General features: G+C 70.4%; 26 protein-coding genes. 12 read left to right on the forward strand and 14 right to left on the reverse strand.

The window, feature by feature from the left end:
• Window positions 1-123 precede the first annotated feature (123 nt).
• The 3 genes from EDD90_RS40170 to EDD90_RS55905 form a co-directional block, all read right to left on the reverse strand.
• A complete protein-coding gene (locus tag EDD90_RS40170) occupies window positions 124-603 on the reverse strand; it encodes a DUF1772 domain-containing protein (RefSeq protein ID WP_123982148.1) in 480 nt (159 codons plus the stop codon).
• 170 nt (window positions 604-773) lie between these two features.
• The gene (locus EDD90_RS40175) at window positions 774-1475 is read right to left on the reverse strand and encodes a DUF2293 domain-containing protein (RefSeq protein ID WP_123978007.1); all 702 of its coding nucleotides are present in this window, start codon (window positions 1473-1475) and stop codon (window positions 774-776) included.
• A gap of 50 nt (window positions 1476-1525) precedes the next feature.
• Window positions 1526-1825: a hypothetical protein gene (locus EDD90_RS55905; protein WP_185149401.1), complete on the reverse strand. Its 300-nt coding sequence runs from the start codon at window positions 1823-1825 to the stop codon at window positions 1526-1528.
• A 6-nt stretch (window positions 1826-1831) separates the two neighbouring features.
• Here EDD90_RS55905 and EDD90_RS40185 point away from each other — a divergent pair, with 6 nt between their 5' ends.
• Together EDD90_RS40185 and EDD90_RS40190 are read left to right on the forward strand one after the other, a co-directional pair.
• Window positions 1832-2464 (forward strand): uridine kinase, encoded by a 633-nt coding sequence (locus tag EDD90_RS40185; RefSeq protein WP_123978008.1) that lies wholly within the window; start codon window positions 1832-1834, stop codon window positions 2462-2464.
• A gap of 90 nt (window positions 2465-2554) precedes the next feature.
• Window positions 2555-2968 (forward strand): PPOX class F420-dependent oxidoreductase, encoded by a 414-nt coding sequence (locus EDD90_RS40190; RefSeq protein WP_123978009.1) that lies wholly within the window; start codon window positions 2555-2557, stop codon window positions 2966-2968.
• A 24-nt stretch (window positions 2969-2992) separates the two neighbouring features.
• On the opposite strand, the gene corA is transcribed toward EDD90_RS40190, so the two are convergent.
• Window positions 2993-4120, reverse strand: a complete 1128-nt coding sequence (gene corA / locus EDD90_RS40195) for a magnesium/cobalt transporter CorA (protein WP_123978010.1) — start codon at window positions 4118-4120, stop codon at window positions 2993-2995.
• Window positions 4121-4372: 252 nt separating this feature from the next.
• Between corA and EDD90_RS40200 the strand changes: the two genes are divergently transcribed.
• Entirely contained in the window at window positions 4373-5167 is a 795-nt protein-coding gene (locus EDD90_RS40200) for a methyltransferase (RefSeq protein ID WP_123978011.1), read from the forward strand.
• A gap of 48 nt (window positions 5168-5215) precedes the next feature.
• Here the strand turns inward: EDD90_RS40200 and EDD90_RS40205 are convergent, their stop codons facing one another.
• Together EDD90_RS40205 and EDD90_RS40210 are read right to left on the reverse strand one after the other, a co-directional pair.
• Window positions 5216-6130 carry a carbohydrate kinase family protein gene (locus EDD90_RS40205; protein WP_123978012.1) on the reverse strand — a complete coding sequence of 305 codons (915 nt, stop codon included), beginning with the start codon at window positions 6128-6130 and terminating at the stop codon, window positions 5216-5218.
• Between the two features lie 50 nt (window positions 6131-6180).
• Window positions 6181-7089: a pseudouridine-5'-phosphate glycosidase gene (locus tag EDD90_RS40210; protein WP_123978013.1), complete on the reverse strand. Its 909-nt coding sequence runs from the start codon at window positions 7087-7089 to the stop codon at window positions 6181-6183.
• 99 nt (window positions 7090-7188) lie between these two features.
• On the opposite strand from EDD90_RS40210, the gene EDD90_RS40215 reads away from it, so the two are divergent.
• Window positions 7189-7611 carry a VOC family protein gene (locus tag EDD90_RS40215; RefSeq protein WP_123978014.1) on the forward strand — a complete coding sequence of 141 codons (423 nt, stop codon included), beginning with the start codon at window positions 7189-7191 and terminating at the stop codon, window positions 7609-7611.
• 75 nt (window positions 7612-7686) lie between these two features.
• On the opposite strand, the gene EDD90_RS40220 is transcribed toward EDD90_RS40215, so the two are convergent.
• Together EDD90_RS40220 and EDD90_RS40225 are read right to left on the reverse strand one after the other, a co-directional pair.
• On the reverse strand, window positions 7687-8241 hold the full coding sequence (locus EDD90_RS40220; RefSeq protein WP_123978015.1) for a methylated-DNA--[protein]-cysteine S-methyltransferase: 555 nt from the start codon (window positions 8239-8241) through the stop codon (window positions 7687-7689).
• 50 nt (window positions 8242-8291) lie between these two features.
• Window positions 8292-9161: a glycerophosphodiester phosphodiesterase family protein gene (locus tag EDD90_RS40225; RefSeq protein WP_123978016.1), complete on the reverse strand. Its 870-nt coding sequence runs from the start codon at window positions 9159-9161 to the stop codon at window positions 8292-8294.
• Window positions 9162-9437: 276 nt separating this feature from the next.
• Here EDD90_RS40225 and EDD90_RS40230 point away from each other — a divergent pair, with 276 nt between their 5' ends.
• The 7 genes from EDD90_RS40230 to EDD90_RS40260 all read left to right on the forward strand — a co-directional run bounded on the left by EDD90_RS40230 (window position 9438) and on the right by EDD90_RS40260 (window position 18124).
• Window positions 9438-10304, forward strand: a complete 867-nt coding sequence (locus EDD90_RS40230) for an MHYT domain-containing protein (protein ID WP_123978017.1) — start codon at window positions 9438-9440, stop codon at window positions 10302-10304.
• Window positions 10305-10344: 40 nt separating this feature from the next.
• Entirely contained in the window at window positions 10345-12492 is a 2148-nt protein-coding gene (uvrB, locus tag EDD90_RS40235; protein ID WP_123978018.1) for an excinuclease ABC subunit UvrB, read from the forward strand.
• A gap of 157 nt (window positions 12493-12649) precedes the next feature.
• Entirely contained in the window at window positions 12650-13228 is a 579-nt protein-coding gene (locus EDD90_RS40240; RefSeq protein ID WP_123978019.1) for a TerD family protein, read from the forward strand.
• An 80-nt stretch (window positions 13229-13308) separates the two neighbouring features.
• The gene (locus tag EDD90_RS40245; RefSeq protein ID WP_123978020.1) at window positions 13309-15252 is read left to right on the forward strand and encodes a TerD family protein; all 1944 of its coding nucleotides are present in this window, start codon (window positions 13309-13311) and stop codon (window positions 15250-15252) included.
• A 223-nt stretch (window positions 15253-15475) separates the two neighbouring features.
• Complete coding sequence (locus tag EDD90_RS40250) at window positions 15476-16477, forward strand: TerC family protein (protein WP_123978021.1); 1002 nt, start codon at window positions 15476-15478, stop codon at window positions 16475-16477.
• Between the two features lie 128 nt (window positions 16478-16605).
• Window positions 16606-16908 carry a hypothetical protein gene (locus EDD90_RS40255; RefSeq protein ID WP_260328441.1) on the forward strand — a complete coding sequence of 101 codons (303 nt, stop codon included), beginning with the start codon at window positions 16606-16608 and terminating at the stop codon, window positions 16906-16908.
• 115 nt (window positions 16909-17023) lie between these two features.
• Complete coding sequence (locus EDD90_RS40260) at window positions 17024-18124, forward strand: calcium:proton antiporter (protein ID WP_123978022.1); 1101 nt, start codon at window positions 17024-17026, stop codon at window positions 18122-18124.
• Window positions 18125-18139: 15 nt separating this feature from the next.
• Here the strand turns inward: EDD90_RS40260 and EDD90_RS40265 are convergent, their stop codons facing one another.
• Window positions 18140-19411, reverse strand: coding sequence for an MFS transporter (locus tag EDD90_RS40265; protein ID WP_123982152.1), 1272 nt, complete (start codon window positions 19409-19411; stop codon window positions 18140-18142).
• Between the two features lie 172 nt (window positions 19412-19583).
• Between EDD90_RS40265 and aroQ the strand changes: the two genes are divergently transcribed.
• The gene (aroQ, locus tag EDD90_RS40270; RefSeq protein WP_123978023.1) at window positions 19584-20057 is read left to right on the forward strand and encodes a type II 3-dehydroquinate dehydratase; all 474 of its coding nucleotides are present in this window, start codon (window positions 19584-19586) and stop codon (window positions 20055-20057) included.
• Between the two features lie 4 nt (window positions 20058-20061).
• Here the strand turns inward: aroQ and EDD90_RS40275 are convergent, their stop codons facing one another.
• From EDD90_RS40275 to EDD90_RS40295, 5 genes are all read right to left on the reverse strand, one after another.
• Window positions 20062-20817: an amino acid ABC transporter ATP-binding protein gene (locus tag EDD90_RS40275; protein ID WP_185149402.1), complete on the reverse strand. Its 756-nt coding sequence runs from the start codon at window positions 20815-20817 to the stop codon at window positions 20062-20064.
• Window positions 20814-21743 carry an amino acid ABC transporter permease gene (locus EDD90_RS40280; RefSeq protein ID WP_123978024.1) on the reverse strand — a complete coding sequence of 310 codons (930 nt, stop codon included), beginning with the start codon at window positions 21741-21743 and terminating at the stop codon, window positions 20814-20816. Before EDD90_RS40280 ends, EDD90_RS40275 begins: the two co-directional genes overlap by 4 nt.
• Window positions 21740-22624, reverse strand: a complete 885-nt coding sequence (locus EDD90_RS40285) for an ABC transporter substrate-binding protein (RefSeq protein WP_123978025.1) — start codon at window positions 22622-22624, stop codon at window positions 21740-21742. Before EDD90_RS40285 ends, EDD90_RS40280 begins: the two co-directional genes overlap by 4 nt.
• 465 nt (window positions 22625-23089) lie before the next feature.
• Window positions 23090-23746 (reverse strand): MBL fold metallo-hydrolase, encoded by a 657-nt coding sequence (locus EDD90_RS40290; protein ID WP_123978026.1) that lies wholly within the window; start codon window positions 23744-23746, stop codon window positions 23090-23092.
• A gap of 44 nt (window positions 23747-23790) precedes the next feature.
• A complete protein-coding gene (locus EDD90_RS40295; RefSeq protein WP_123978027.1) occupies window positions 23791-24477 on the reverse strand; it encodes a maleylpyruvate isomerase family mycothiol-dependent enzyme in 687 nt (228 codons plus the stop codon).
• Between the last annotated feature and the right edge of the window lie 198 nt (window positions 24478-24675).

Genomic DNA, 24675 nt, shown 5'->3' on the forward strand with positions numbered 1-24675 from the left:
TACGTCCGCTCGGTCACGCCCGCAGAGTGGCTGACGGCGCTTTCTGCGAGGTCTTCCTCAGGATCGGGCCAGCCGGAAGCCAGCCTGAGGCCAGCCGGACGCAAGTTTTCTCCCACGTCTCCCTCAGGACAGGGCCAGTACGTACACGAGCGCCGCCGCGGCCGACGCGAGGGTGCGCACGTGGTTCCACAGCGTCCACTCACGCAGGTACACCTGCCAGTAGGAGGCCGCCTCCGCGGTGCCCGGCTCCAGCCTGGCCAGCGCCTCGTTCCGGGGCACGTTCGCCACCACCGTCAGCCCGAACGAACCGAACAGATACAGCGCGCTGCCCAGCAGCAGCTCCACCGTCCCGTCGTCCGGCCACAGCACGAACGTCACCACCGCGATGATCGCGCACAGCACCGCCGACCCCCCGAACACCAGCATGAACGCCGGTGTCAGAGCGGCCCGGTTGATCGCGTTCATGGCCGCCACCCCCTGAGCCGGCGGCAACGAGGCCAGCCCACGCATCACAAAGGCCGAGAACCCGCAGAACGCCCCCGCGACCAGCCCGGTCCCCAGCACCCCCAGCAGGACCAGTACGAAATACGGCCCGTCGATCACAGCCACCACACCCACTCTCGCCCTGGACACCTTCGCCACCCAACTCAATGCCCACGAGTCACCCCATCCCATGGCTGTGAAGTGCGTCCACATACGCATCCGTCCAAAAACACCCCCCCACGACCGCTCCACCGGCGCCCCGCGGGGCGCCGCCGTACCCCTGCCCGCCGTCACCCGGTCAAGCGGACCTCCACACCGGCCTCCCACCCCCGCAGCACCGCCTCCACCGTCCCCGCGATCCGCCGCCGTGCCTCGTACCGCGGCACCCCGCTCATCAGCAGCTGGTCGTACGGCGTGTCCACATGCCGTACCCCCGCCACCACCGCCGAGACCACCGCCCCCTCCGACAGCGCCCGCCCGGCCGCGGTCCGCCCCACCCGCCCGCTGCCCCGCACCGACGCGTGTGCCGCTATCGCCCGGGCCCGTTCCACCGGGCAGCCCGGGAACAGCCGGAGGATCTCCGCCGCGAACGCCTCCGTGAACCGCACGTCCTGTGCCGCCCGCCGCTTCGCGTCCCGCGCCCGGCGCCGCCGCCGTGCCTCCGCGTCCGCCAGACACCGCGCCTCGGCCCGGCCCAGCGCGGCCTCCTCGACCAGGATGCCCTGCCGCTCGTACCGGCTCTTGCGCCGGTTGAACCGCACCACCACCGCCGACAGCGTGCTCTCCTCCCGAGAGCGCCGGGTCAGGGCCGTGTCGCCACGCCGCAGGAACACCAGATGCCCGAGATCCGCGCACTGCAGACACCGCGGCGCCCCGTCCTCCAGCACCAGCAACGACAACGGCCCCCGTCGGCACGCCGCACACCGCTTGTGCCGGAGAGGCTGCACGACCAGAAGTCCACCGTGATGAGGGGGAGTTGCGAGGCGCGTCATATGCGGTACTTTCCCCATTCCCCGGACTGATCCCACGTGGTCCACGCCCCCTACCGGAAGCCGAACACCGACACCCGCTCACGGTGCCGCAGCGGCCTCTCGATCTCGTCGACCACGGCCACGGCGAGGTCCGCGTACGACAGCCGGGGTTCACCCCCGGGTACCCGCTCCCCGCCCACCCGGTACCGTCCGGTGTGCTCCCCGCCGTGGCCCAGGAACCCGGCCGGTGCGAGCATCACCCAGTCGACGGCCCCCTCGCCCCGCTCTGCTCGCGGCCTGTCACGCCGGCCGTCGCCGTGGCCCGGCACCGGAACCGCCCGGGCGTGCCCGAGCGGTCGACCCGGCATCATGATCCCGTGCGACTCGAAGCGATCACCTGGGACCGGCTCGCGGACCGCCTCGCCGACCGGCTGGCCGAACTGAAGCCCGCCGACGGGGGCGCCTGGCCGCGTGTCGCCTTCGACGGTGCCCCGGCCGCCCGGCCCGGGGACCTCGCGCAAGGCGTCGCGGAGGCGCTGCGGGTACGGGGCCGACCGTCGCTGGTCGTGGGCGCCGAGGGCTTTCTGCGCCCCGCCTCGCTGCGTTTGGAGCACGGCCACCGGGACGCGGAGTCGTACTACGGCGGCTGGTTCGACACCAACGCGCTGTGGCGGGAGGTCTTCGGCCCCCTCGACCCCGGCGGGACCGGGCGGGTCCTGCCCGACCTGTGGGACCCGGCCACCGACCGCGCCACCCGCAGCCCCTATGTCCAACTCCCGCCCGGAGGCCTCCTACTGCTGCACGGACCGCTCCTGCTGCGGCACTGGTTCCCGTTCGACCTGACCGTCCACCTCCTGTTGTCTCCTGGCGCGCTGCGCCGCCGGACCCCCGAGACCGACCACTGGACCCTCCCCGCCTTCGAGCGCTACGCGGCCGAGACCGACCCCGCCGACACGGCCGACGTCCTGGTCCGCGCCGACGATCCGCGGCATCCGGCGTGGAACGGCTGAACGGCCGTGGCCGGCCCTGAGAGGCCGCTTCTCGTCGGGAGATCCAGAAAACCGCTTTTGTATGCGCGTGCATACAACTAGCCTGGCCCCATGACGACCTCCTCGAACACTCGCGTCACCTTCGACGACTCCGTCCGCGCCCTCCTGGACGGCAGTAACTTCGCCAGCGTCGCCACCCTGGGCCCCGGCGGCGCCCCGCAGAACTCGGTGGTCTGGATCCAGCGGGAGGGCGACACCGTGCTGTTCTCCTCCGTCGACAGCCGTCAGAAGGTGCGCAACCTCCGCCGTGACCCCCGCGTCAGCCTCACGGTCTTCGACCTGGCCAACCCCTATCACTCGGCCGAGATCCGCGGCACCGCCGAGATCCTCCCGGACGGGGCCAAGCGGCTCCCGTACGAGCTCTCCCACAAGTACCTCGGCATCGACCCGCCCGCGGAGAACGACGACGAGGTCCGCCTGATCATCAGGGTCGTCCCGAGCAGGGTCGTCGCCTTCTCGGCCTGAGCCGGCCTCGGGGATCCCTGTGTCTCAGAGCCAGCCGTTGCGCCGGAATCCCCGGTACAGCACCAGGCATGCCACGGATATGACGCCGATGACGATCGGATAGCCGAACCGCCACTGCAGCTCCGGCATGTACTTGAAGTTCATGCCGTACACCCCGCACACCATCGTCGGCACGGCGATCACCGCGGCCCAGGCCGTGATCTTCCGCATGTCCTCGTTCTGCGCCACCGTCACCTGCGCCAGATGCGCCTGGAGGATGGAGTTGAGCAGTTCGTCGAAGGACGCGATCTGCTCCTTGGCTCGCATCAGATGGTCGAGTACGTCCCTGAAGTAGGTTTGTATCTCCGGGGGGATCACCCGTACCGGACGGGCGGTCAGCTCCTCCATCGGCCTGCCGAGCGGCACCACCGCCCGCTTAAGTTCCAGGAGTTCACGCTTCATCTGGTAGATCCGCCCAGGATCGGCCCGTGCGCCGTTCTCCGCGAACACGTCCGCCTCGACCTGGTCGATGTCGGCCTGCACCGCGTCCGTGACGTTCAGATAGTCGTCGACCACATGGTCCGCGATCGCGTGCAGCACCGCCGCCGGACCTTTGGCGAGCTGGCTCGGCGTGGCCTCCAACTCCTCGCGCAGCGGCCCCAGCGAGCCGTGTCGGCCGTGCCGTACCGTGATCACGAAGTCCTCGCCGACGAACACCATGATCTCGCCGGTGTTCACCACCTCGCTGGTCGCCGTCAGCTTCTCGTGCTCGACGTAGCAGACCGTCTTGAACACCGCGAAGAGCGTCTCGCCATAACGCTCCACCTTCGGGCGCTGATGGGCCTCGACGGCGTCCTCCACCGCCAGCGGGTGCAGGTCGAACAGCTCGGCGATGCCCGCGAACTCGCTGTCCGTCGGCTCGTGCAGTCCCAGCCACACGAACCCCTCGCCCTTCTTGCGCACCCGCTCCACGGCGGAGAAGAGATCGCTGCACTCCGGGACCCGCACCCCGTCCTCGTACGTCACACAGTTGACCACCGAGGAGCCCAGCGGGGACCGCGCGTGATGGTTCAGGTCGACGCGGGGCCGCCGCCGGGCCAGCCGCGCCACCTTGCGCAGGCCGCCGGCCCTGCCCAGTCCCGTGACCTTCCGCAGATTCCCTGCCATCGTCATCCGGATCTCCTTGCATGGATCCCCTCGCACAACGCTTCCGCGCCTTGCCGGGCAAGTCTGCCAGTCCGGTGTGAGACGCGGGTAAGCCTGTGGGAGGCGGGCATTCCGGTTGGTTCCCGTCTGTGGACAACCGGCTTCTCGGTGCCTCTTCCCGCAGTTCGGCAACGGATTCCCCGCGCCCGGCAGTCGTACCCCCGCCGAACCGGAGCGTCGACCGTCCCGGACAAGCCGGGCAACTGGGATGATCGCTTCATGACACAAGCCGACGGATATCTCCTCGGCAACCGCCAGAGCGAGGCCGGGCAGCGCTTCGACGCCTTCGCCGCCCTCTTCGACCCCACCACCTTCCGGCACATCGAGGCACTCGGTCTCGGACCGGGCGGGCGGTGCTGGGAGGTCGGGGCCGGCGGCACTTCAGTGGTGGCCTGGCTGGCCGAGAAGGTCGGCCCGACGGGACAGGTCGTCGCCACCGACATCGACACCTCGCTGTTCGCCGGGGTCGCCCACGCGCCGGTCGAGGTCCGCACCCACGACGTCGGCGCCGAGGAGCCGCCGGGGGAGGGCTTCGACCTGGTGCACGCCCGGCTCGTCCTGGTCCATGTACCGGACCGGGAACGGGCGTTGCGTTCCATGATCAAATCCCTCCGCCCGGGCGGACGACTGCTCGTCGAGGACGCGGACCCGGCCCTCCAGCCCCTCACCTGCCCCTACGAGTACGGCGCCGAGCAGCAGCTCGCCAACCGCCTGCGCCAGGGCTTCCGCAAGCTCCTCGCCGAACGCGGCGCCGACCTGTCGTACGGGCGCAAGCTTCCGCGGCTGCTCCGCGATGCCGGGCTGCTCGACGTGGAGGCCGACGCCTACTTCCCCGTCGCCTCGCCCGCCTGCGCCGCCCTGGAGTCCGCCACGGTCCGGCAGATCCGCGGCCGGCTCGTCACGGCGGGGCTGGCCACCGACGAGGACATCGACCAGCACCTGGCCAACGTGGAGGCGGGCAGCATGGACCTCGCCACGGCCCCGATGATCTCTGCGTGGGGCCGCAAGGCGTAGCCGTGCCGTGCAGGACGCCGTCCTGCCGGGTCCGGCCGCGATGCCGGCTCAGCAGCGGGCGGGCGGTCTGGCGCCCACGCGTTCCACTGCCCGCGCGCCCGCCCGGCAGCCCCGCGCCGCCGCATCCTCGGGATCCGCGCCGGCGACCAGCGCGGCGAGGAACGCCCCGGTGAAGGCGTCACCGGCGCCCGTGGTGTCCCGGGGCGTCGCCGGTGCGGCCGGGACCCGCGCCAGGACGCCTCCCGCCCTGGCGACCAGCGCGCCGTCCGCCCCCGACTTGGCCACCACCAAGGGCACCCGGTGGCTCAACTCGGCCGCCGCGTCCGCCGGATCCGGCAGCCCCGTCAGCAGACACGCCTCGTCCCGGCTCGGCAGCAGCACGTCCACGCCCTCCACCAGCGCGAGGAAGCGGTCCACGCCCAGCACCGCCAGGAACCCGGCCGACGCCGGATCCAGACTCACCGGCACGCCACGCGCGCGTGCCGAAGCCAGGGCCACCGACACCAGCGCCCGGCTCGGCTCGGAGAACAGCAGATAACCCGAGAGGTGCAGCCGGGCGACCCCGTCGAGCAGCGCGTCCGACCAGTCCGCGGGTTCCAGCCGCAAGGACGCTCCGCTGTCCGTGAGGAAGGTGCGCTCGGCCGATGCGCCGTTGTCGACCAGGCAGACCACCGTCCCCGTCGCGGCCTCCGGATCCACCACGAGCCGCGGCCGCACCCCGGCGGCGACCAGCTCCCGTTCGTGCCACTTCGCCGCGTCGGCGCCGACCCGCCCCACCAGCCGTACCTCCGCACAGCCCGTGTGGGCGGCCCAGCAGGCCACGTTGGCGCCCGCCCCGCCGGGCAGGGTCCGGATCACTGCGGCCGTGTCGGTACCGGCCGCGAGCGGCCCCCGGTGCCGCGCGACGATGTCGGTGACGACGTCCCCGACGACCAGCAGCGCTCCGCCCCGGCCCGGTGTCACCGCAACGCCTGACGCCTCATCCCGGTCCGGGGTCTCTTCTCCGCCCGTCGTCACCCCCTGGCCCACGCCGACGCGATCCGCGCCGCCAGCCGCACGTTGCCGCGCACGGCCGCCAGGTTGGCCTCCAGCGAGGCGCCGTCCGTGTGCCGGACCAGATAGCCGAGCAGGAACGGTGTCACCGCCTGACCGGTGATCCCTTCCGCCTCGCACGCGTGCAGCGCGTCGGCGAGCACGCGAGCGTGCAGTGCGGGATCGAGCTGCTCCGCCTCCGGGACGGGGTTGGCGACGATCAGCGCAGTGTCCGCCGCGTCGAGCGCGTCCTGCGCCCGCATGACCTCCGCGACCTGCTCCGGGGTCTCCAGCGTCCAGTCGACCGGGTGCCCCGAGTCGGACAGATAGAAGCCGGGGAAGCGGTCCGTGCCGAATCCGGCCACCGCCACGCCCAGGGTCTCCAGGCGCTGGAGGGTCGCAGGCACGTCCAGGATCGACTTCACGCCCGCACACACCACCGTGATCCGGGTGCGTGCCAGCAGACCCAGGTCCGCGGACTCGTCCTGGGTCACCGTCCACTCCCGGTGCACCCCGCCGAGACCGCCCGTCGCGAACACCCGGAGGCCGGCCAGCGTCGCCAGCTGCGCGGTCGCCGACACGGTGGTCGCCCCGCTCGCCCCCGCGGCCACGGCGAGCGGCAGGTCGCGGTGGCCCAGCTTGCGGATCCCCACCTCGTTGGCGACCCGCTCCAACTGCTCCTTGTCCAGGCCGACATGGGGCCGCCCGTCCAGCACCGCGATGGTCGCGGGCACGGCACCCTCACGCCGTACCGCGTCCTCCAGCTCCAGCGCCACCTGGAGGTTGCGCGGGCGCGGCAGCCCGTGCGCGATGATCGTGGACTCCAGGGCGACCACGGCCCGACCCGCGTCGAGCGCCTCCCGGACCTCTTCCGACACCACCAGCACCACGTGCCCGCCTCCTGTCCGTCGGTCTTCCCTCATCCCTGGCGGGCGGCACACCCGGCTAAACGCTTGCGGCCTGTGGGGGACGCCACCAGCCTGGGCCGCATGACGAATCACACGGCACGTCTGGACCACGTCGTCCTGTGGGTCGCCGACCCGGTCGCCGCGGCCGGCTTCTACGAGCGGATGCTCGGCCTGGAGCCGCTGAGGGTCGCCGAGTTCGCCGCGGGAGAGACGCCCTTCCCCTCCGTACGCGAGGAGACCATCCTCGACCTCGCACCGCTCACCCTCGCCGAGCGCATGCCCGTGCTCCCCGGCTCCGACGACAGCGCGGGCCACCCCGTCAACCACATCTGCCTGTCCCTGCCGTCCGAAGCCTTCGACGCCCTGCGCACCCGCCTCGCCGACCACGCCGTCCCCATGACCGACATCGGCCACGACTCCTACGGCGCCCGCGGCAGCGCCCCGCGCAACTTCTACTTCCGGGACCCGGACGGCAACGTCGTCGAGGCACGCCACTACGGCTGACGCCAGTACGGCTGACGGCGCTGCGGCCGACCGCGCGCCCGGGCGGCTCGGAGTGGCGGGTCGGGGGCCTGCCGCTCAGAACAGCGGCTCGGGCAGCACGCCCTCCAGGGCGAGCAGCTTCCGCTTGGTCTCCAGCCCGCCCCCGAACCCGCCGATACCGCCGTCGCTCTCCACCACCCGGTGACACGGCACGACGACCGGCAGCGGATTGGCGCCCATCGCGGCGCCCACCGCCTGCGCCCCGCCGGGCTGGCCGACCCGCCCCGCCAGATCGCCGTAACCCACGACGCTGCCGAACGCGACACCGGCGGCCAGCTCGCGGAGCACCTGCCGGTTGAAGCCGGAGATCAGCGACCAGTCCAGCGGCAGGTCGAAGTCCTGCCGCTCGCCCGCGAAGTACGCCCGCAGCTGGCGTATCGCCTCGGCCAGCACCGGCGCCGCGGGATCCTCGACGGGCTCGGTGCCCAGCCGGGCCGCCAGCCGCCCCAGAGCCCGCTCCCGCACCGCGTCGGTGGCGTGGAATACCACGTTGACCAGGCCGTCGCGCGTCGCCGCCAGCAGCAGCGGACCGATGTCGCTGTCCACGAGGGCCCACACCACCCGCTGCTCGTACTGCCCTTCGCTGTCCATGCGTCACACCGTACGACCCGCCACTGACAACGCCCGCCGCCCGGCCGGACTCAGTCGGCGCGCAGCGCGGCCCGCACCACGTCGGGCTTGTTGGTGATGATCCCGTCGACGCCGTACCCGACGGCCCGCCACGTGGTGACCGCGTCGTTCACCGTCCAGGTGAAGACGCGCAGCCGTTTGCCGTGCGGTCCGTCGAGCGAGTGCACGGTGTTCACATAGCCGGCCGAGATCGAGTCCACCGAGGGATTGACGAGGTCGGCGAAGCGCGCGTACCGCTGCAGGGAGGCGACGGACGGAGTGCCGAGGTAACCGGTCGTCACAGCCGGTTTCAGCTCGTGCACGATACGCAGGCTGTCCGCGCTGAAGCTCTGCACGACGATCCGGTGCAGGTGCCCGCGGTCCAGCCAGCCCTCGTTGCCCAGCGTCTTCAGGATCTGCTGCTCGATGCCCGGGTACAGCTCCGGGTTCTTGATCTCGAGGAGCAGTTTCTCGTGGTTGTGCTCGATCCTGCGCATGTACTCCGCCAGCGTCGGCACGCGCGTGCCCGCGTACGAGGGGGAGAACCAGCGTCCCGCGTCCAGCCGGGCGATCTCCGCGGCGGTGAAGTCCTTCACCTTCCAGGGCGCCCGGCCGGGGAAGACCTGTTCGACGTCGGTCGTGCGCTCGAGGCTGTCGTCGTGGATGACGACCAGGCGGCCGTCCTTGGTGCGCTGGACGTCGTTCTCGACCCAGGTGAAGCCCAGCGCGGCCGCCTTGTCGATGGCGGCCAGTGTGTTCTCCGGGGCGTAGGCGGAGGCACCCCGGTGCGCGAGCACCGTGGGCTCGGCGGCATCACCGGCCCGGGCGGCGGGTACCGGACTCAGCAGGGCGGCCGTTCCCAGAAGCGCCGTGGTCGTGGCGGCGACTGCGCGCGCGTGCATGCGTACTCCTCACGTCCGGCGAATACGGACAGCACAAGACTGACAGCAGGGAGTCAACAGTGTCCGGGTACGGGATGACCACAGAATGAATGGAGTTGCCCAAGTCCGCTCACCGGTGCCGCACAACTGCGGCAAGGGCGTGTTTCTTTGCCGGAAAATCGTTCGACCATTCCGGTGGGGGTCATACTCTCTGCGTCAACCCTGACCGCTCGGGCGGTCCTGGGACGGGGCGCATATCAAGTATTCCGGGACGCAAAGGGTGAAGGGCAGCCACGTATGCAGGGCACGGTCGACGGATTCAGCTATGGGGTCGTCACCCCGCTGGTGGCCTATCTGATGGCCTGCCTCGGCGGTGCCCTCGGGCTGCGCTGCACGACCCGGGCGATGCTGGTGGCCCACTCCTGGCGGCCCGCCTGGCTCGTCCTGGGCTCGGCTGCCATCGGCTCCGGCATATGGACCATGCACTTCGTCGCCATGATGGGGTTCAGCGTCAAGGAGACGCCGATCCACTACGACAAACCGATCACCTATGCGAGCCTCGGCCTCGCCATCCTCATGGTGGGCGTCGGGATCTTCATAGTCGGCTACCGGGGCGCCACCGGGACCGCGCTCTTCACCGGCGGCACCATCACCGGTCTGGGGATCGCCTCGATGCACTACCTGGGCATGGCCGGCCTGCGCCTCAACGGGAGCCTGCAGTACAACACGCTGACCGTGGCCGCTTCGGTCGTGATAGGCGTCGTGGCCGCCACCTCGGCCCTGTGGGCGGCCGGACAGATCCGCGGGTTCCTGTGGAGCATCGGCGCGAGCCTCGTCATGGGGCTCGCCGTCAGCGGCATGCACTACACCGGTATGGCCGCCCTCTCCGTCCACCTCCACGGCTCCGACGTACCGACCCCCGGCGACTCGCCCGCCACCCTGCTCGCCCCCATGCTGATCGGCCCGCTCGCCTTCCTCTGCCTCGCCGCCGTCGTCGTGATCTTCGACCCGCTGATGGTCATGGGCAGGCCCGACCGGCTCCATGTGGAGCACAAGCCGGGTGTCCCGGCCGACGAGGTCACCCACCACCCGAGCCGTCGCTCGTCCCTCCGCGTCGGCCGCCAGCAGAGCCACCACAGCTCACGCACCCCGCAGAACCGCTGATCAGAACCGGTTGTCAGTGCGGGGTCGTACGGTGGATGCCATGCGGCCCGTTTCCCACATCGAACGCACGGTGGCGCCCTTCGAGGTCGTCAGCCCGTACCAGCCCAGCGGCGACCAGCCGGCAGCCATCGCCGACCTGGCCAAGCGCATCGAGGCCGGTGAGAAGGATGTCGTCCTCCTCGGCGCGACCGGCACCGGCAAGTCCGCCACCACCGCGTGGATGATCGAGAAGCTCCAGCGCCCGACCCTGGTGATGGCGCCGAACAAGACGCTGGCCGCCCAGCTGGCCAACGAGTTCCGCGAGCTCCTCCCGAACAACGCGGTCGAATACTTCGTCTCGTACTACGACTACTACCAGCCCGAGGCGTACGTCCCGCAGTCGGACACCTACATCGAGAAGGACTCCTCGATCAACGAGGAGGTCGAGCGGCTGCGCCACTCCGCGACCAACTCGCTCCTCACCCGCCGTGACGTCATCGTGGTCGCCTCGGTGTCGTGCATCTACGGCCTCGGTACGCCGCAGGAGTACGTCGACCGGATGGTCCCGCTGCGGGTCGGTGACGAGATCGACCGCGACGACCTGCTGCGCCGCTTCGTCGACATCCAGTACACGCGCAACGACATGGCGTTCACGCGGGGCACCTTCCGTGTCCGCGGCGACACCATCGAGATCTTCCCGGTGTACGAGGAGCTCGCCGTCCGCATCGAGATGTTCGGCGACGAGATCGAGGCGCTGTCCACGCTGCACCCGCTCACCGGCGAGATCATCAGCGACGACCAGCAGCTGTACGTCTTCCCGGCCTCCCACTACGTCGCCGGCCCCGAGCGCATGGAGCGGGCCGTCAACGACATCGAGAAGGAGCTGGGGGAGCGCCTGGCGGAGCTGGAGAAGCAGGGCAAGCTCCTGGAGGCCCAGCGGCTGCGGATGCGCACCACGTACGACATCGAGATGCTCCGCCAGATCGGCACCTGCTCCGGCGTGGAGAACTACTCGATGCACTTCGACGGCCGCCTGCCCGGCTCTCCCCCCAACACCCTGCTCGACTACTTCCCGGACGACTTCCTCCTCGTCATCGACGAGTCGCATGTCACCGTGCCGCAGATCGGCGCCATGTACGAGGGCGACGCCTCCCGCAAGCGCACCCTCGTGGACCACGGCTTCCGGCTGCCCTCGGCCCTGGACAACCGCCCCCTGAAGTGGGAGGAGTTCCAGGAGCGGATCGGGCAGGCCGTGTATCTGTCGGCGACCCCCGGCGCGTACGAGCTCTCCCGCGGCGACGGTGTCGTCGAGCAGATCATCCGACCCACCGGCCTCGTCGACCCGGAGGTCGTCGTCAAGCCCACCGAGGGCCAGATCGACGACCTGGTGCACGAGATCCGCAAGCGCACCGAGAAGGACGAGCGGGTCCTGGTCACCACACTCACCAAGAAGATGGCCGAGGACCTCACCGACTACTTCCTGGAGCTCGGCATCCAGGTGCGCTATCTGCACAGCGACGTCGACACCTTGCGCCGCGTCGAGCTGCTGCGCGAACTGCGCTCCGGCGAGTTCGACGTCCTGGTCGGCATCAACCTCCTGCGCGAGGGCCTCGACCTGCCCGAGGTCTCCCTGGTGGCGATCCTCGACGCCGACAAGGAAGGCTTCCTGCGCTCGGGCACCTCGCTGATCCAGACCATCGGTCGCGCGGCGCGCAATGTCTCCGGCCAGGTCCACATGTACGCCGACAAGATCACCCCGGCGATGGAGAAGGCCATCGACGAGACCAACCGCCGCCGGGAGAAGCAGGTCGCCTACAACAAGGCCAACGGCATCGACCCGCAGCCGCTGCGCAAGAAGATCAACGACATCGTCTCGCAGATCGCCCGCGAAGAGGTCGACACCGAGCAGCTGCTCGGCTCGGGCTATCGCAAGCAGAAGGACGGCAAGGGCGCGAAGGCCCCCGTTCCGTCCCTGGGCGACAAGGCGGCCAAGGGCGCGAAGTCCGGCAAGGCCGCCAAGGGCAAGGCCAAGGAAGCCGTTCCGACCGACCGTCCGGCAGCCGAACTCGCCGAGCAGATCGAGGAGATGACGGAGCGTATGCGCGCCGCCGCCGCCGATCTGCAGTTCGAGATCGCGGCCCGGCTGCGCGACGAGGTCTCCGAGATGAAGAAGGAACTGCGCCAGATGAGGGAGGCGGGCCTGGCCTGACCCCTGATCCGCTGCCGGACCCCGGCAAGTACGCGAAGTGTTGCAGGACCGACACAAAGCGCGGGCCGGGGTTCGGCACTGTCAGTGGCGCTGCATAGGGTTTTGGTCAACCGCGGACTCCGCGGCAGCAGGGGACAACCGACGAGGGGAAGCAGCCGTGTCCGTCAACATGACCAAGGGTCAGGCCATCAGCCTGGAGAAGAAGGACGGGGGCTCCCTGAGCGCGGTCCGCATGGGTCTTGGCTGGAAGGCGGCGCCCCGGCGCGGGCTGTTCGGCTCGCGCACCCGTGAGATCGACCTGGACGCCTCGGCCGTGCTGTTCGCCGACAAGCAGCCCGTCGACGTCGTGTTCTTCCGCCATCTGGTGAGTGACGACGGTTCCGTCCGCCACACGGGCGACAACCTCGTCGGCGGCGCGGGCCAGGGCGGCGACGACGAGGCCATCCTCGTCGACCTCGCGCGCATCCCGGTCCACATCGACCAGATCGTCTTCACCGTCAACTCCTTCACCGGCCAGACCTTCCAGGAAGTGCAGAACGCCTTCTGCCGGTTGGTCGACGAGACCAACGGCCAGGAGCTCGCCCGCTACACGCTCGACGGCGGCGGCGAGTACACCGCCCAGATCATGGCGAAGGTGCACCGGTCGGGCCCGGGCTGGACGATGACGGCCCTGGGCGTTCCGGCCAAGGGCCGCACCTTCCAGGACCTGGTGCCGACGATCCTTCCGGTCCTCTAGCCTTTCGGTCCTCCAGCCTTTCGGTCTCCGAGAGGGGCCCGGCGGCGCACGACGACACGACACACAGGGGACGTGGGCACATGGCGGCCGAGCTCATGCGCGGGCAGAACCATCCGCTCTCGCGGAACCGGATCGAGATCCGGATCTCGGCCGATGTGCCGGTCGTGGCCGGGGTCACCCTCGCCGACGAGAACGGCCAGGTACGGGGTGCCGACCGGGTGGCCCACCCGGGCTCGCCCGCCCTCCCCGGGATCGAGGTCTCCCGGCAGGCGGCCGCCGAACACCGCCTCGCCGTCGACCTCGGCACCGTGTCCGCGGCCGTGCACCGGGTCAGCGTCCTGATCGCCCTGCCCACCACGCCCGGCGGCCTGCTCCGCTTCGGCGCCGTCGCCGCGCCTCGCGCCGCGGTCGTCGGCCTCGACGGCACCGAGGTCGCCGGCTACACCCTCACCGGCCTGGACGCCGAGTCGGCGGTCGTCGCCCTGGAGCTCTACCGTCGCCAGGGCGCCTGGAAGATCCGCGCAGTCGGCCAGGGCTACGCGGAGGGCCTCACCGCACTCTTCACCGACCAGGGCCTGCCCGAGGCCGCCGAACTCGCCGGCGGCATTGAGGAAGCAGTGGCGCGCGGCATGGCCCGCTCGGTCCCGGCGGGTACGACGCAGACCGACCGCTCCCGTCGTACGGCCGCATCCGTCGCCGGGCCCGACCTGCCCGGCACCGCCCCCGCTGCCGACTCCGCGTACGACGCTCGGACGTCGCCCGCTGCCTCCGGCACACCTGCCGCCGCACAGGGCTCCACTCCGACCGGCGGCCCCGTCGACTACACACATCCCAAGCGCCACCAGGCCTCCCCGCCCACGGCCCCGGCGGCTCCCGCTCCTGCGGAGGGGCCCGCGTCGCCCGTCGCGGGAGACGCGGTCGGCTGGTCCATGGACGAGCGGCTGTACAACCAGGTCTGGGGCATGTTCGAGGACCTGGCCCGCTCCACCGCCGCCTACCGCAGTGCCGTCGATTTCGCCGAGTCGCGTATGGAGAAGGAGCTCGACCAGGTCCTCTCCGACCCGCGCAACCGCCTGGGCGCGACGGGCGACGCCGCGCGGGACGCGGCCCGTGCCCGGCAGGCCCAGTTGGCCGACCAGGCCCGCGCGGCCCTCGACCGTGATCTCGCCCAGCTCACGGCGGAGTCCGAGGTCGTCGAGCCCGCTCTGCCGCCGGCGTATGCCCGCTGGGACAACCCCGTCTGGCACGGCTACCGGGTGCCGACGGAACCGCCGATGGCTGTGCGCCTCGGCGACCTCCACCTCCCGGAGAGTGCCCCGCTGCGCATTCCGATGCTGGTCAGGCTCCCGCTGGAGCGGGGCCTGTGGATCGACAGCGGGCTCGCCCCGACTGCCGACGGCGCTTTTCCCGACGCCGGCGAGCTACGGCACCTCGCCTTGCAGACGGCGGTGGCGCTCGCGGCCCGACTGCTCGCTGCTCACCCGGCGGGGGAGTTCGGCGTGCAGGTCATCGATCCCGCCGGTGCCGGCGCGTCCGCGCTGGCACCGCTGATGGGAGCCGGTGTGCTGACCGCGCCGCCCGCGACGGGTGCCGCCGGGGTGGCGGAGGCGCTGGGGCGGCTGACCGAGCGCGTCGACCTGGTGCAGATGGCGGTCCGCGGTGGCGCTTCCGACGCACTGCCACCCGGTCTGGACACCTCACGGCAACTGCTGATCGTCAACGACTTCCCGCACGGCTTCGACGACCGTGCCGTGACCCAGCTCCGCTATCTCGCGGACGAGGGCCCGGACGCGGGTGTCCATCTCCTGCTGGTCGCCGATCGCGAGGACGCCGTCGCCTACGGCCCGTTGCTCGACCCGCTCTGGCGTTCGCTGATGCGACTCACGCCGGTAGCGGACGATCACCTGGCCGACCCGTGGGTGGGTCATGCCTGGACGTACGAACCCTGCCTCGCTCCTGCCGGTAGCCACGTGCTCCAGCAGGTGCTCACTCAGGTGGCGATCGCCCGCACCAAGCGTATGTAAAGTCCTCTGAACAGCTGTTTTGGTCTTTCTTTTGCTAATCGCTTTACCTTTCCTTGGTGATTGGGGTACTGTTTTCCGTACGGAGGGGAGTACTCCCTGTCTGCTGCGGCGTACCCGTCAATACGGATCCGACCGGATCCCGGGGCGTCGGCCCGTCTCGGGTGGAAGAGACCTCCGGCAGCGATGACGCTGACCTTTTGCCCGTTCACGAACCGGAGGCGCAGTGGATGTATCCGTGACCCTGTGGGTCCTTACCATTCTGGGTCTGGCCGCCCTGATCGCGGTCGACTTCTTCATCGGCCGCAAGCCGCACGACGTGTCCGTCAAGGAAGCCGGAATCTGGACCGTCGTCTGGATCGCGCTGGCCGGACTCTTCGGACTCGGCCTGCTCCTCTTCTCCGGCGGCCAGCCCGCCGGAGAGTTCTTTGCCGGCTTCATCACCGAGAAGTCGCTGAGCGTCGACAACCTCTTCGTCTTCGTCCTGATCATGGCGAAGTTCGCCGTGCCCTCGCAGTACCAGCAGCGGGTGCTGCTCGTCGGCGTCCTCATAGCCCTGGTCCTGCGGGCCGTCTTCATCGCCGCGGGCGCCGCGATCCTCGCCAGTTTCTCGTGGGTCTTCTACCTCTTCGGGGCCTTCCTGATCTGGACCGCCTGGAAGCTGATCCAGGAGGCCCGGACCGACGAGGAGGAAGAGGAGTTCGAGGAGAACAAACTGCTCAAGGCCGCGGAGCGCAGGTTCGGCGTGGCCGACCGCTACCACGGCACCAAGCTGTGGATCCAGCAGAACGGCAAGCGGGTCATGACCCCGATGCTGGTCGTGATGCTCGCGATCGGTACGACCGATGTCCTGTTCGCGCTGGACTCGATCCCCGCGATCTTCGGCCTGACGCAGGACCCGTACATAGTCTTCACGGCCAACGCCTTCGCGCTGATGGGTCTGCGGCAGCTGTACTTCCTCATCGGCGGACTGCTGAGAAAACTGGTCCACCTCTCCTACGGCCTGTCGATCATCCTCGGCTTCATCGGCGTCAAACTGGTGCTGCATGCGCTGCACGAGTCCGGCGTCCATGTCCCGGAGATCAGTATCCCGGTCTCGCTCGGCGTCATCTGCGCGGTCCTGATCGTCACCACGATCACCAGCCTCAGGGCCTCCCGGAAGCAGGCGGCGGCCGAGGCGGCGCAGACGCGGAGCGAAGGCGCTCCGAAGGACAGCATCGACGTCTGACCACGTCGGACGTAGGAACAAACACCCCGTGGAGCGGTGCGAAGCCGATTGCCGACCGCCGCTCCCGATGCTTCCTTTGGCTGCAGGGTGTCCCAGGTCGGGGATGCCACCGCCCGGTGGAGGCAGCCGTGACGTTCGTCCAGATCATCGACTTCGAAACCGACCGCATCGACGAGATGAGGGCACTCGCCGAGAGCATGGACAGCCGGTTCGCCGACAGCGAGAACGGCCCCGCCCGTCGCCTGATCCTCAGGGACCGGAGCAGGCCCGGCCACTACCTCGGCGTCATCGAGTTCGACTCCTACGAGGAGGCCATGCAGAACAGCAACGACCCCGAGACGGCCAAGTTCGCCGAACAGATGGCCGCTCTGTGCACCCGGCCGCCGTCCTTCACCGACTGTGACGTCGTGGACGTGACCGACTTCAGGTAAACGCTCGACCGACCGCGCCCCGTACGACCCGGGGGCCGTGCCGCACCGCCGGCGGGCCCCCGGAGCCAGAAAGGACCGGAATGCGAACCCCGAACGCCTCTGCCACCATCGCTGCATGATCACTCGGTTCAGGTCGCTCACCACCGGGTGGACGCTCCTCGTGCCGATGCTCGCGGTCGTCCTGCTCCTGTTCACCTGGGGCCGTCATCTGCCCGGCGCCCTCGTCGCGCTGGTGACCGTGGTCCTCGCCGGATCCGTACTCGCCGCCGTCCACCACGCCGAGGTCGTGGCCCATCGGGTCGGCGAACCCTTCGGCTCCCTGGTCCTCGCCATCGCCGTCACGATCATCGAGGTCGCCCTGATCGTCACCCTCATGGCCGACGGCGGCGACAAGAGCTCCACCCTGGCCCGGGACACCGTCTTCGCCGCCGTGATGATCACCTGCAACGGCATCGTCGGACTCTGCCTCCTCGTCGCCTCCCTGCGACACGGCACCGCGGTCTTCAACCCCGAGGGCACCGGCGCCGCTCTCGCGACCGTGGCCACCCTGGCCACGCTCAGCCTGGTACTGCCGACGTTCACCACCAGCAGACCCGGCCCGGAGTTCTCCGGTGGACAGCTGACCTTCGCGGCCCTGTCCTCACTGATCCTGTACGGCCTGTTCGTGGCGACCCAGACCGTCCGTCACCGCGACTACTTCCTGCCGATCACCCGGCAGGGCGAGGTGATCACCGCCGACGACCATGCCGCGGTCCCGTCGCAGCGGACCTCCTGGATCAGTGTCGGCCTGCTGGGCCTCGCCCTCGTCGGCGTCGTGGGGCTGGCCAAGGGCGTGTCGCCGGCGATCGAGTCCGGCGTGCAGGCAGCCGGCCTGCACCAGGCCGTCGTCGGTGTGGTCATCGCCCTGCTGGTGCTGCTCCCCGAGACCATCGCCGCCCTGCGCTCCGCCCGCCGGGACCGGGTGCAGACCAGCCTCAACCTGGCGCTCGGCTCGGCCATGGCCAGCATCGGCCTGACCATCCCCGCCGTCGCCCTCGCCTCCATCTGGCTCTCCGGCCCTCTGGTCCTCGGCCTCGGCGCGACTCACATGCTGCTGCTCGCGCTGACCGTCGTGGTCAGTTCCCTGACGGTGGTGCCGGGCCGGGCGACACCGCTCCAGGGCGGCGTCCACCTGGTGCTGTTCTTCGCCTACCTGGAGCTGGCGATCAACCCGTAGCGGGTCCGGGAGTCCTCACCCGGCTACCGGCTCGACCGTCGCCACCGGCACCGGACGCGTCTCCGGCAGCAGCGCGAAGCAGCCGAGGCTCAGCAGAGCGATCGCCGTCAGATACGCCCCCACACCCCACGGCACCCGCCCGCCGTGCTCCGCCAGAGCCGTCGCCACGATCGGCGTGAGGGCACCGCCGAGGACCCCGCCGAGGTTGTAACCGACGGCGGCTCCGGTGCAGCGCACCCGGGGCTCGTACAGCTCCGGCAGATAGGCGGCGACGACGGCGAACATGGTGATGAAGGCGACCAGCGCGCCGGTGAAGCCGAGGAACATCAGCAGGGGCTGACCGGTCGCCAGCAGCGCGACCATCGGGAACGTCCACAGCACCGATGCCGTGCACCCCACCAGACACAGCGGCTTGCGCCCGTAGCGGTCGCCGAGCAGAGCCATCACCGGTGTGAGCGAGCCCTTCACCACCACGGCGGCCATGATGCAGGTCAGCATCACGGTACGGCTCACTCCGAGCCGCTCCGTCCCGTACGCCAGCGACCAGGTCGTCACCGCGTAGAACACCGCATAGCCGACCGCGAGCGCCCCCGCCGTCAGCAGCACCAGCCGCCAGTGGTGCCGTGCGACCTCCGCGAGCGGCACGCGCGCGTGGTCGTCGATCTCCAGGAACCGCGGGCTCTCGGCGAGCGACGAACGCAGCCAGAGCCCGCCCAGCGCCAGTGCCCCCGCCATCCAGAACGGCACCCGCCACCCCCATTGCGCGAACTGCGCGTCGGACAGCGACGCCGACAGGACCAGCATCACGCCGTTGGCGAGCAGAAAGCCGACGGCCGGACCGATCTGCGGAAAGCTCGACCACAGGGCGCGCCGCCCCGGGGGTGCGTGCTCGGCGGTCAGCAGCACCGCTCCGCCCCATTCCCCGCCGAGCCCCAGCCCCTGCAGAAATCGCAGCACGAGCAGCAACACGGGAGCGGCCACGCCGAGGGTGCCGTACGTCGGCACGCATCCGACCGCGACCGTCGAGGCACCGGTCAGCAGCAGGGACGCGACCAGGACCGGACGCCGGCCCCGTCGGTCCCCGATGTGCCCGAACAGCACCGAGCCGAGCGGTCGGGCCACGAACCCCACGCCGAACGTCCCGAATGCCGCCAGCGTCCCCGCGAGCGACGAGAACGTCGGGAAGAACAACGGGCCCAGAACGAGCGCCGCGGCCGTGCCGTAGACGAAGAAGTCGTAGAACTCGATCGCGGTCCCGACGAGCGAGGCGGCCGCCAGCCGCGGCATCGAGGGGGCCCTTACCGTGCGTGCATCGTGCATGCCGCGTCAACCACCCACGGTGATCGCGAGTTACGGGGGCGCGCGACGTCCTTCGCAGGCGCCTGGGCGCACCGTGATAGACCGGTCTGAGCCGCGGTCCGCCCAGGACCGTTCATCGTCCGAACGGACCGGAGGAATCGTGCCCCGCACCCTGGCCAACGCCCCGATCATGATCCTGAACGGGCCCAATCTGAACCTGCTCGGCCAGCGCCAGCCCGAGATCTACGGCTCCGACACACTCGCCGACATCGAGGCCCTGTGCGTCAAGGCGGCGGCCGCGCACGGGGGCACGGTGGACTTCCGGCAGTCCAACCACGAGGGCCAACTGGTCGACTGGATCCACGAGGCCCGCCTCGGCCACTGCGGGATCGTCATCAACCCGGGCGCCTACTCGCACACCTCGGTCGCGATCCTGGATGCCCTCAACACCTGCGACGGCATGCCCGTGTTGGAGGTCCACATCTCCAACATCCACAAGCGCGAGTCGTTCCGGCACCACTCGTACGTCTCGCTGCGTGCCGACGGGGTGATCGCCGGATGCGGTGTGCAGGGCTATGTGTTCGGAGTGGAGCGGGTGGCGGCGCTGGTCGGCGCCGCCACCGCCGACGCGTGACGCCTCAGAGCCGTCCGGCCTCCACGATCCGCCGCAGGAAGCGCCGGGTGCGCTCCTGCTGTGGGTCGCCGAACACCTGATCGGCGGTGCCGCGTTCCAGGACGACACCGCCGTCCAGGAAGCAGACCTGGTCGGCGACGTCCCGGGCGAAGCCCATCTCGTGCGTCGCCAGCACCATCGTCATGCCCTCGTCCTCCTTCAGGTCACGGACCACGGTGAGCACCTCGCCCACCAGCTCCGGGTCGAGGGCGGCGGTGATCTCGTCGAGCAGCAGCAGCCGGGGCCGTACCGCCAGAGCGCGCACGATCGCCACACGCTGCTGCTGACCGCCGCTCAGCCGGTCGGGGTAGGCGCCCGCCTTGCCGCCCAGCCCGAGGCGCTCCAGGAGCTCCCTGGCCCGCTCCTCGGCCTCCGCGCGGGAGACGCCGTGCACCCGGCGTGGCGCCAGCGTGATGTTGTCCAGCACGGTCATGTGCGGGAAGAGGTTGTACGCCTGGAACACCACGCCGATACGGCGACGCACCGCGTCGTGGTCGGCGCGCGGGTCGGTGATCTCCTCGCCGTCCAGCCAGATCGCGCCGTCGTCGATCTCCTCCAGGAGGTTGGCGCAGCGCAGCAACGTCGACTTGCCGGAGCCGGAGGCGCCGATCAGCGCGGTCACCGTGTGCGGGGCGACCTCCAGGTCGACGTCCCGCAGGACGACCGAGTCACCGAAGGTCTTGCGCACGGACTCCATGCGCAGAACGGGCCCGTCGCTCATATCGATCCTCCCTGGGCCCGCTGCCGGTCCATCCTGGCCGTCACCCAGTCCGTGAAGCGGGTCATCGGGATGGTCAGCGCCACGAAGACCAGCCCCGCGACGATGTACGGCGTGTAGTTGAGGCTGCGCTGCGCGATGATGTCGGACGCCCGTACGGCATCGATCGCGCCGCCGATCGACACGAGTCCGGTGTCCTTCTGCAGCGAGACCAGGTCGTTCAGCAGCGGCGGCACCTGACGGCGTACGGCCTGGGGGAGCACCACGTACCGCAGCGCCTGCCGGTTGGTCAGCCCCAGTGAGCGGGCCGCCGCGCGCTGCGAGGGGTGCACGGACTCGATGCCCGCGCGGAACACCTCGGCGACGTACGCGGAGTACGTCAGTGTCAGCGCCGCACCGCCCAGCAGTACGGGATCGACGGTCACGCCCTGGAGTCGCAGCGCGGGTACGCCGAAGACCACGATCATCAGGTTGATGAGCAGCGGCAGACCACGGAAGAAGTCGGTGTACGCCGCCGCCAGCGCCCGCAGGGGGAAGAACACCGGCCCCGGCAGGGTGCGGGCGATGGCGATCAGCATGCCCAGGACGAGCACCAGCACACCGCAGATCAGCAGCAGCCGGACGTTGAGCCACAGACCTTCGAGGACCTTGGGCAACGCCTCGCGCGCGTACTGCCCGTCGAAGAAGGTCTCCTTGGTGCGCTCCCAGCCGGGCGCGCTGACCACGACCAGGTACAGGACGACGGCCGTGACCAGGGTCGACAGCGCGGCGATCGCGGTCGCCCGGCGGGCGCGGGCACGCCTGTAGCGCTCCCGCTCCAGTCGTCGTTCGGAGGGGGTGTACCCGTCGGCGCCTTTCGGGGCGCCGGCGGACATGTCGCCCTTGTCGTCCGCGCCCTCCTGGCCGGACTCGTCCTTCGTGACCGTCACTTGAGCACCGGGGCGTCGACGGCGTCGGACAGCCACTGCTTGTCCAGCTTCGCCAGGGTGCCGTCCTTGCGCAGGGCGTCCACGGCCGACGACACGCAGGAGGTGAGGGCGCTGTCCTTGTCCAGGACGAGCCCGAACTGCTCGGGCGTACCGCCCTGGTTCTCGAACTGGCCGACGATCTTGGCGTTCGTCACCTGGGCCGCGGTCACGTAGAAGGCGGTCGGCAGGTCGGTGACGATCGCGTCCACCTGACCGTTCTTGAGCGCCGACACGGCCTGGTCGTTCTTGGAGAACGCGGCGGCCTCCTGGGACGGCTTCACCACGTCGCTGATGTAGTTGAGGCTCGTCGTGCCCACCTGGGCGCCCAGCTTGAGGCCCTTGAGACCGGCGATGCTCGTCGCCTTCGCGGCCTTGCTGCCCTTGAGTGCGATGACCGCCTGGCGCACGTCGTAGTAGCCGGACGAGAAGTCCACGGCCTTCTTGCGCTCGGTGCTGATGGACACCTGGTTGATGTCGAAGTCGAAGGTCTTCACACCGGGCGCGAACGCCTTGTTGAACGGCACGCTCTGCCAGACGACCGCGCTCTTGTCGTATCCGAGCTGCTTCGCCACGGCGTACGCGACCGCCGACTCGAAGCCCTCGCCGTTCGCCGGCTTGTCGTCCTTGAACCACGGTTCGTACGCCGGCTCGTCCGTCGCGATCGTCAGCTTGCCGGAGGTCTGGGTGGCCAGCTTGCCCTTGGCACAGGTGGCGCCGGACGACGAGGAGGACGAGCCGGACGCCTTCTCCTCCGGCTGGGGAGCACAGCCGACAGCGGTGGCGAGCAGGGCTATGGTGGCGGCAGCGACAGCGCGGCGCAGTGCGCTCGGGGCAAGGTGCATGGCGGGAGAGTGACAGCGAAAGCCGCGTTTGTCCAGGTCAAGGGGGTATTTGTCCGCATACTGGGAACGGGTGTTGCGGTCTTGTGAACGGAGTCCCCCGCGTCGCGTCGCGGGACGGACAGGCCAAGGCCGCCGGCCGAGGGCGGGGATTGATGACCGGCGGCCCGTACCGCGCAGGAGCCGTCATCCTGAGCGGGGCTGCTCCCAGTTGACCGCGCAGCGATGCGCGCGGGGAGCGTGCGCTGGGCTCCGGCGTGTGCGAACTGTTCACACGGGGCGCGCGATGGGACTACGCGGGGCGTACAAGGCCCGCGCGCGGGGCGCGAGTCAAGAGAAGTGCGCCGGGCGTGTGTTTTGGCCTGTGCGCGGGGTGCGTGTGCGAGGCGCATGGCGTGCGGGCGCGCTCACGCCCACCGTACGATCCGCGCGCCCCGCCCTCGCGATCGGGGAACCGTGCCCCCGCGCTCACCACCCGCGCGCGTGCCACTCCGGCAGGTGCGGGCGCTCGGTGCCCAGCGTGGTGTCGTTGCCGTGTCCCGGGTACACCCAGGTCTCGTCGGGCAGGGCGCCGAAGATCTTCGTCTCGACGTCGTGGATCAGGCTGGCGAAGGCCGCCGGATCCTTGTGCGTGTTGCCGACACCGCCGGGGAAGAGGCAGTCCCCGGTGAAGACGTGCGGGTGGCCGTGCGGGTCGTCGTAGACCAGGGCGATGGAGCCGGGGGTGTGGCCGACGAGATGGCGGGCGGTCAGTTCCACGCGGCCGACCCGGATGACGTCGCCGTCGTCGACGGGGACATCGGTGGTGACCGGGATGCCGGGGGCGTCCTCGCGGCCCGCGTACGTCCGCGCGCCGGTGGTGGCGACGACCTCGGCCAGCGCCTGCCAGTGGTCGCCGTGCCGGTGCGTGGTGACGACGGAGGCGATGCCGTCGTCACCGATCATGCCGAGGAGCGTCTCCGCGTCGTTGGCCGCGTCGATCAGCAACTGCTCGTCCGTGGCGCGGCAGCGCAGGAGATAGGCGTTGTTGTCCATCGGCCCGACCGCGATCTTGGTGATCATCAGGTCCTTGAGCTCGTGCACGTCTGCCGGCCCGCCGACCGTGACCTCTCCGCTGTACGTCATGGCGGTCACCTTATAGCGGGGAGTGGCCGACGGGGTGCCGTGCGCTACAGCGGAGGAAGCGCGGGCAGTGAGCCGTCCTTCACCGTCAGGGCGGAACCGTCGCGGCGGCCGGCGAGCCAGCCGAGCAGGTCGGCCGGCTGCCCGGTGACGGTCACCTCCGCCTCGGCCGCCTCCCGCCCGGTGTGCCACGCGCGCGTGCCGTCCGTGATCCGCGTCGCCGGGACGTCGGGGTGCGCGAGGAAGCGATCCGCGAGAAAGTCGATCTCGCGCTCCGTGAACTCCTGCGGAAGGTCCTCCAGCTCGTACCCGATGCCGAGATCGACATGGTGCAGCTCGACCTCGGCCCAGCGCCGGAACGGCACCTGGGACGCCGAGTCGGTGACCCCGTTGCGCAGCTCCACCGTGCGCGTCCAGTCCGCGGGCTCGGCGCCCAGTGCCCGGAAGCGGGCGTCGCATGCGCGCAGGTCGGCGGTCTGGACGTCGAGCGGGCGCGGCGCGTCACGCTCGATGTCGGCGTCCCGCGCCTCGGCGGAGACGTACATGGGACGACCGTCGAGGACGTTCGTGAGCGCGTCCGCGTTGCGGGCGAGGTGGGCCAGGACATGGCCGACGGTCCAGCCCGGCAGCCGTGACGGTCTCGCCACGGACGCGTTGTCCAGTTCGGCGACCGCGCTGAGGAGTCGTTCCGTCGCTTCTTGTACAGACGCCAGGTCATGAGCGTGATCAGTCATGGGGCTGACGGTAGCCCCGGCCACACCTTCGGGTGAAGGTTTCGCGTGAGCTCCGTAAATCGAATGCGCGTGCTATATCGTCGGAGTCGGCGTCGGGCATGCTGGATGGTCCGGGATTGTTTACGCATCCAGGAATCCGACCGGCGTTGTCAGTGGCTCCCCCTAGTCTGAAGAAGCACGGGGCCCTGCCCCTGTCAC

Origin of the sequence: Streptomyces sp. Ag109_O5-1, from assembly GCF_003814875.1 — a bacterium.
In the GTDB taxonomy this organism is placed as follows: Bacteria; Actinomycetota; Actinomycetes; order Streptomycetales; family Streptomycetaceae; genus Streptomyces; species Streptomyces sasae.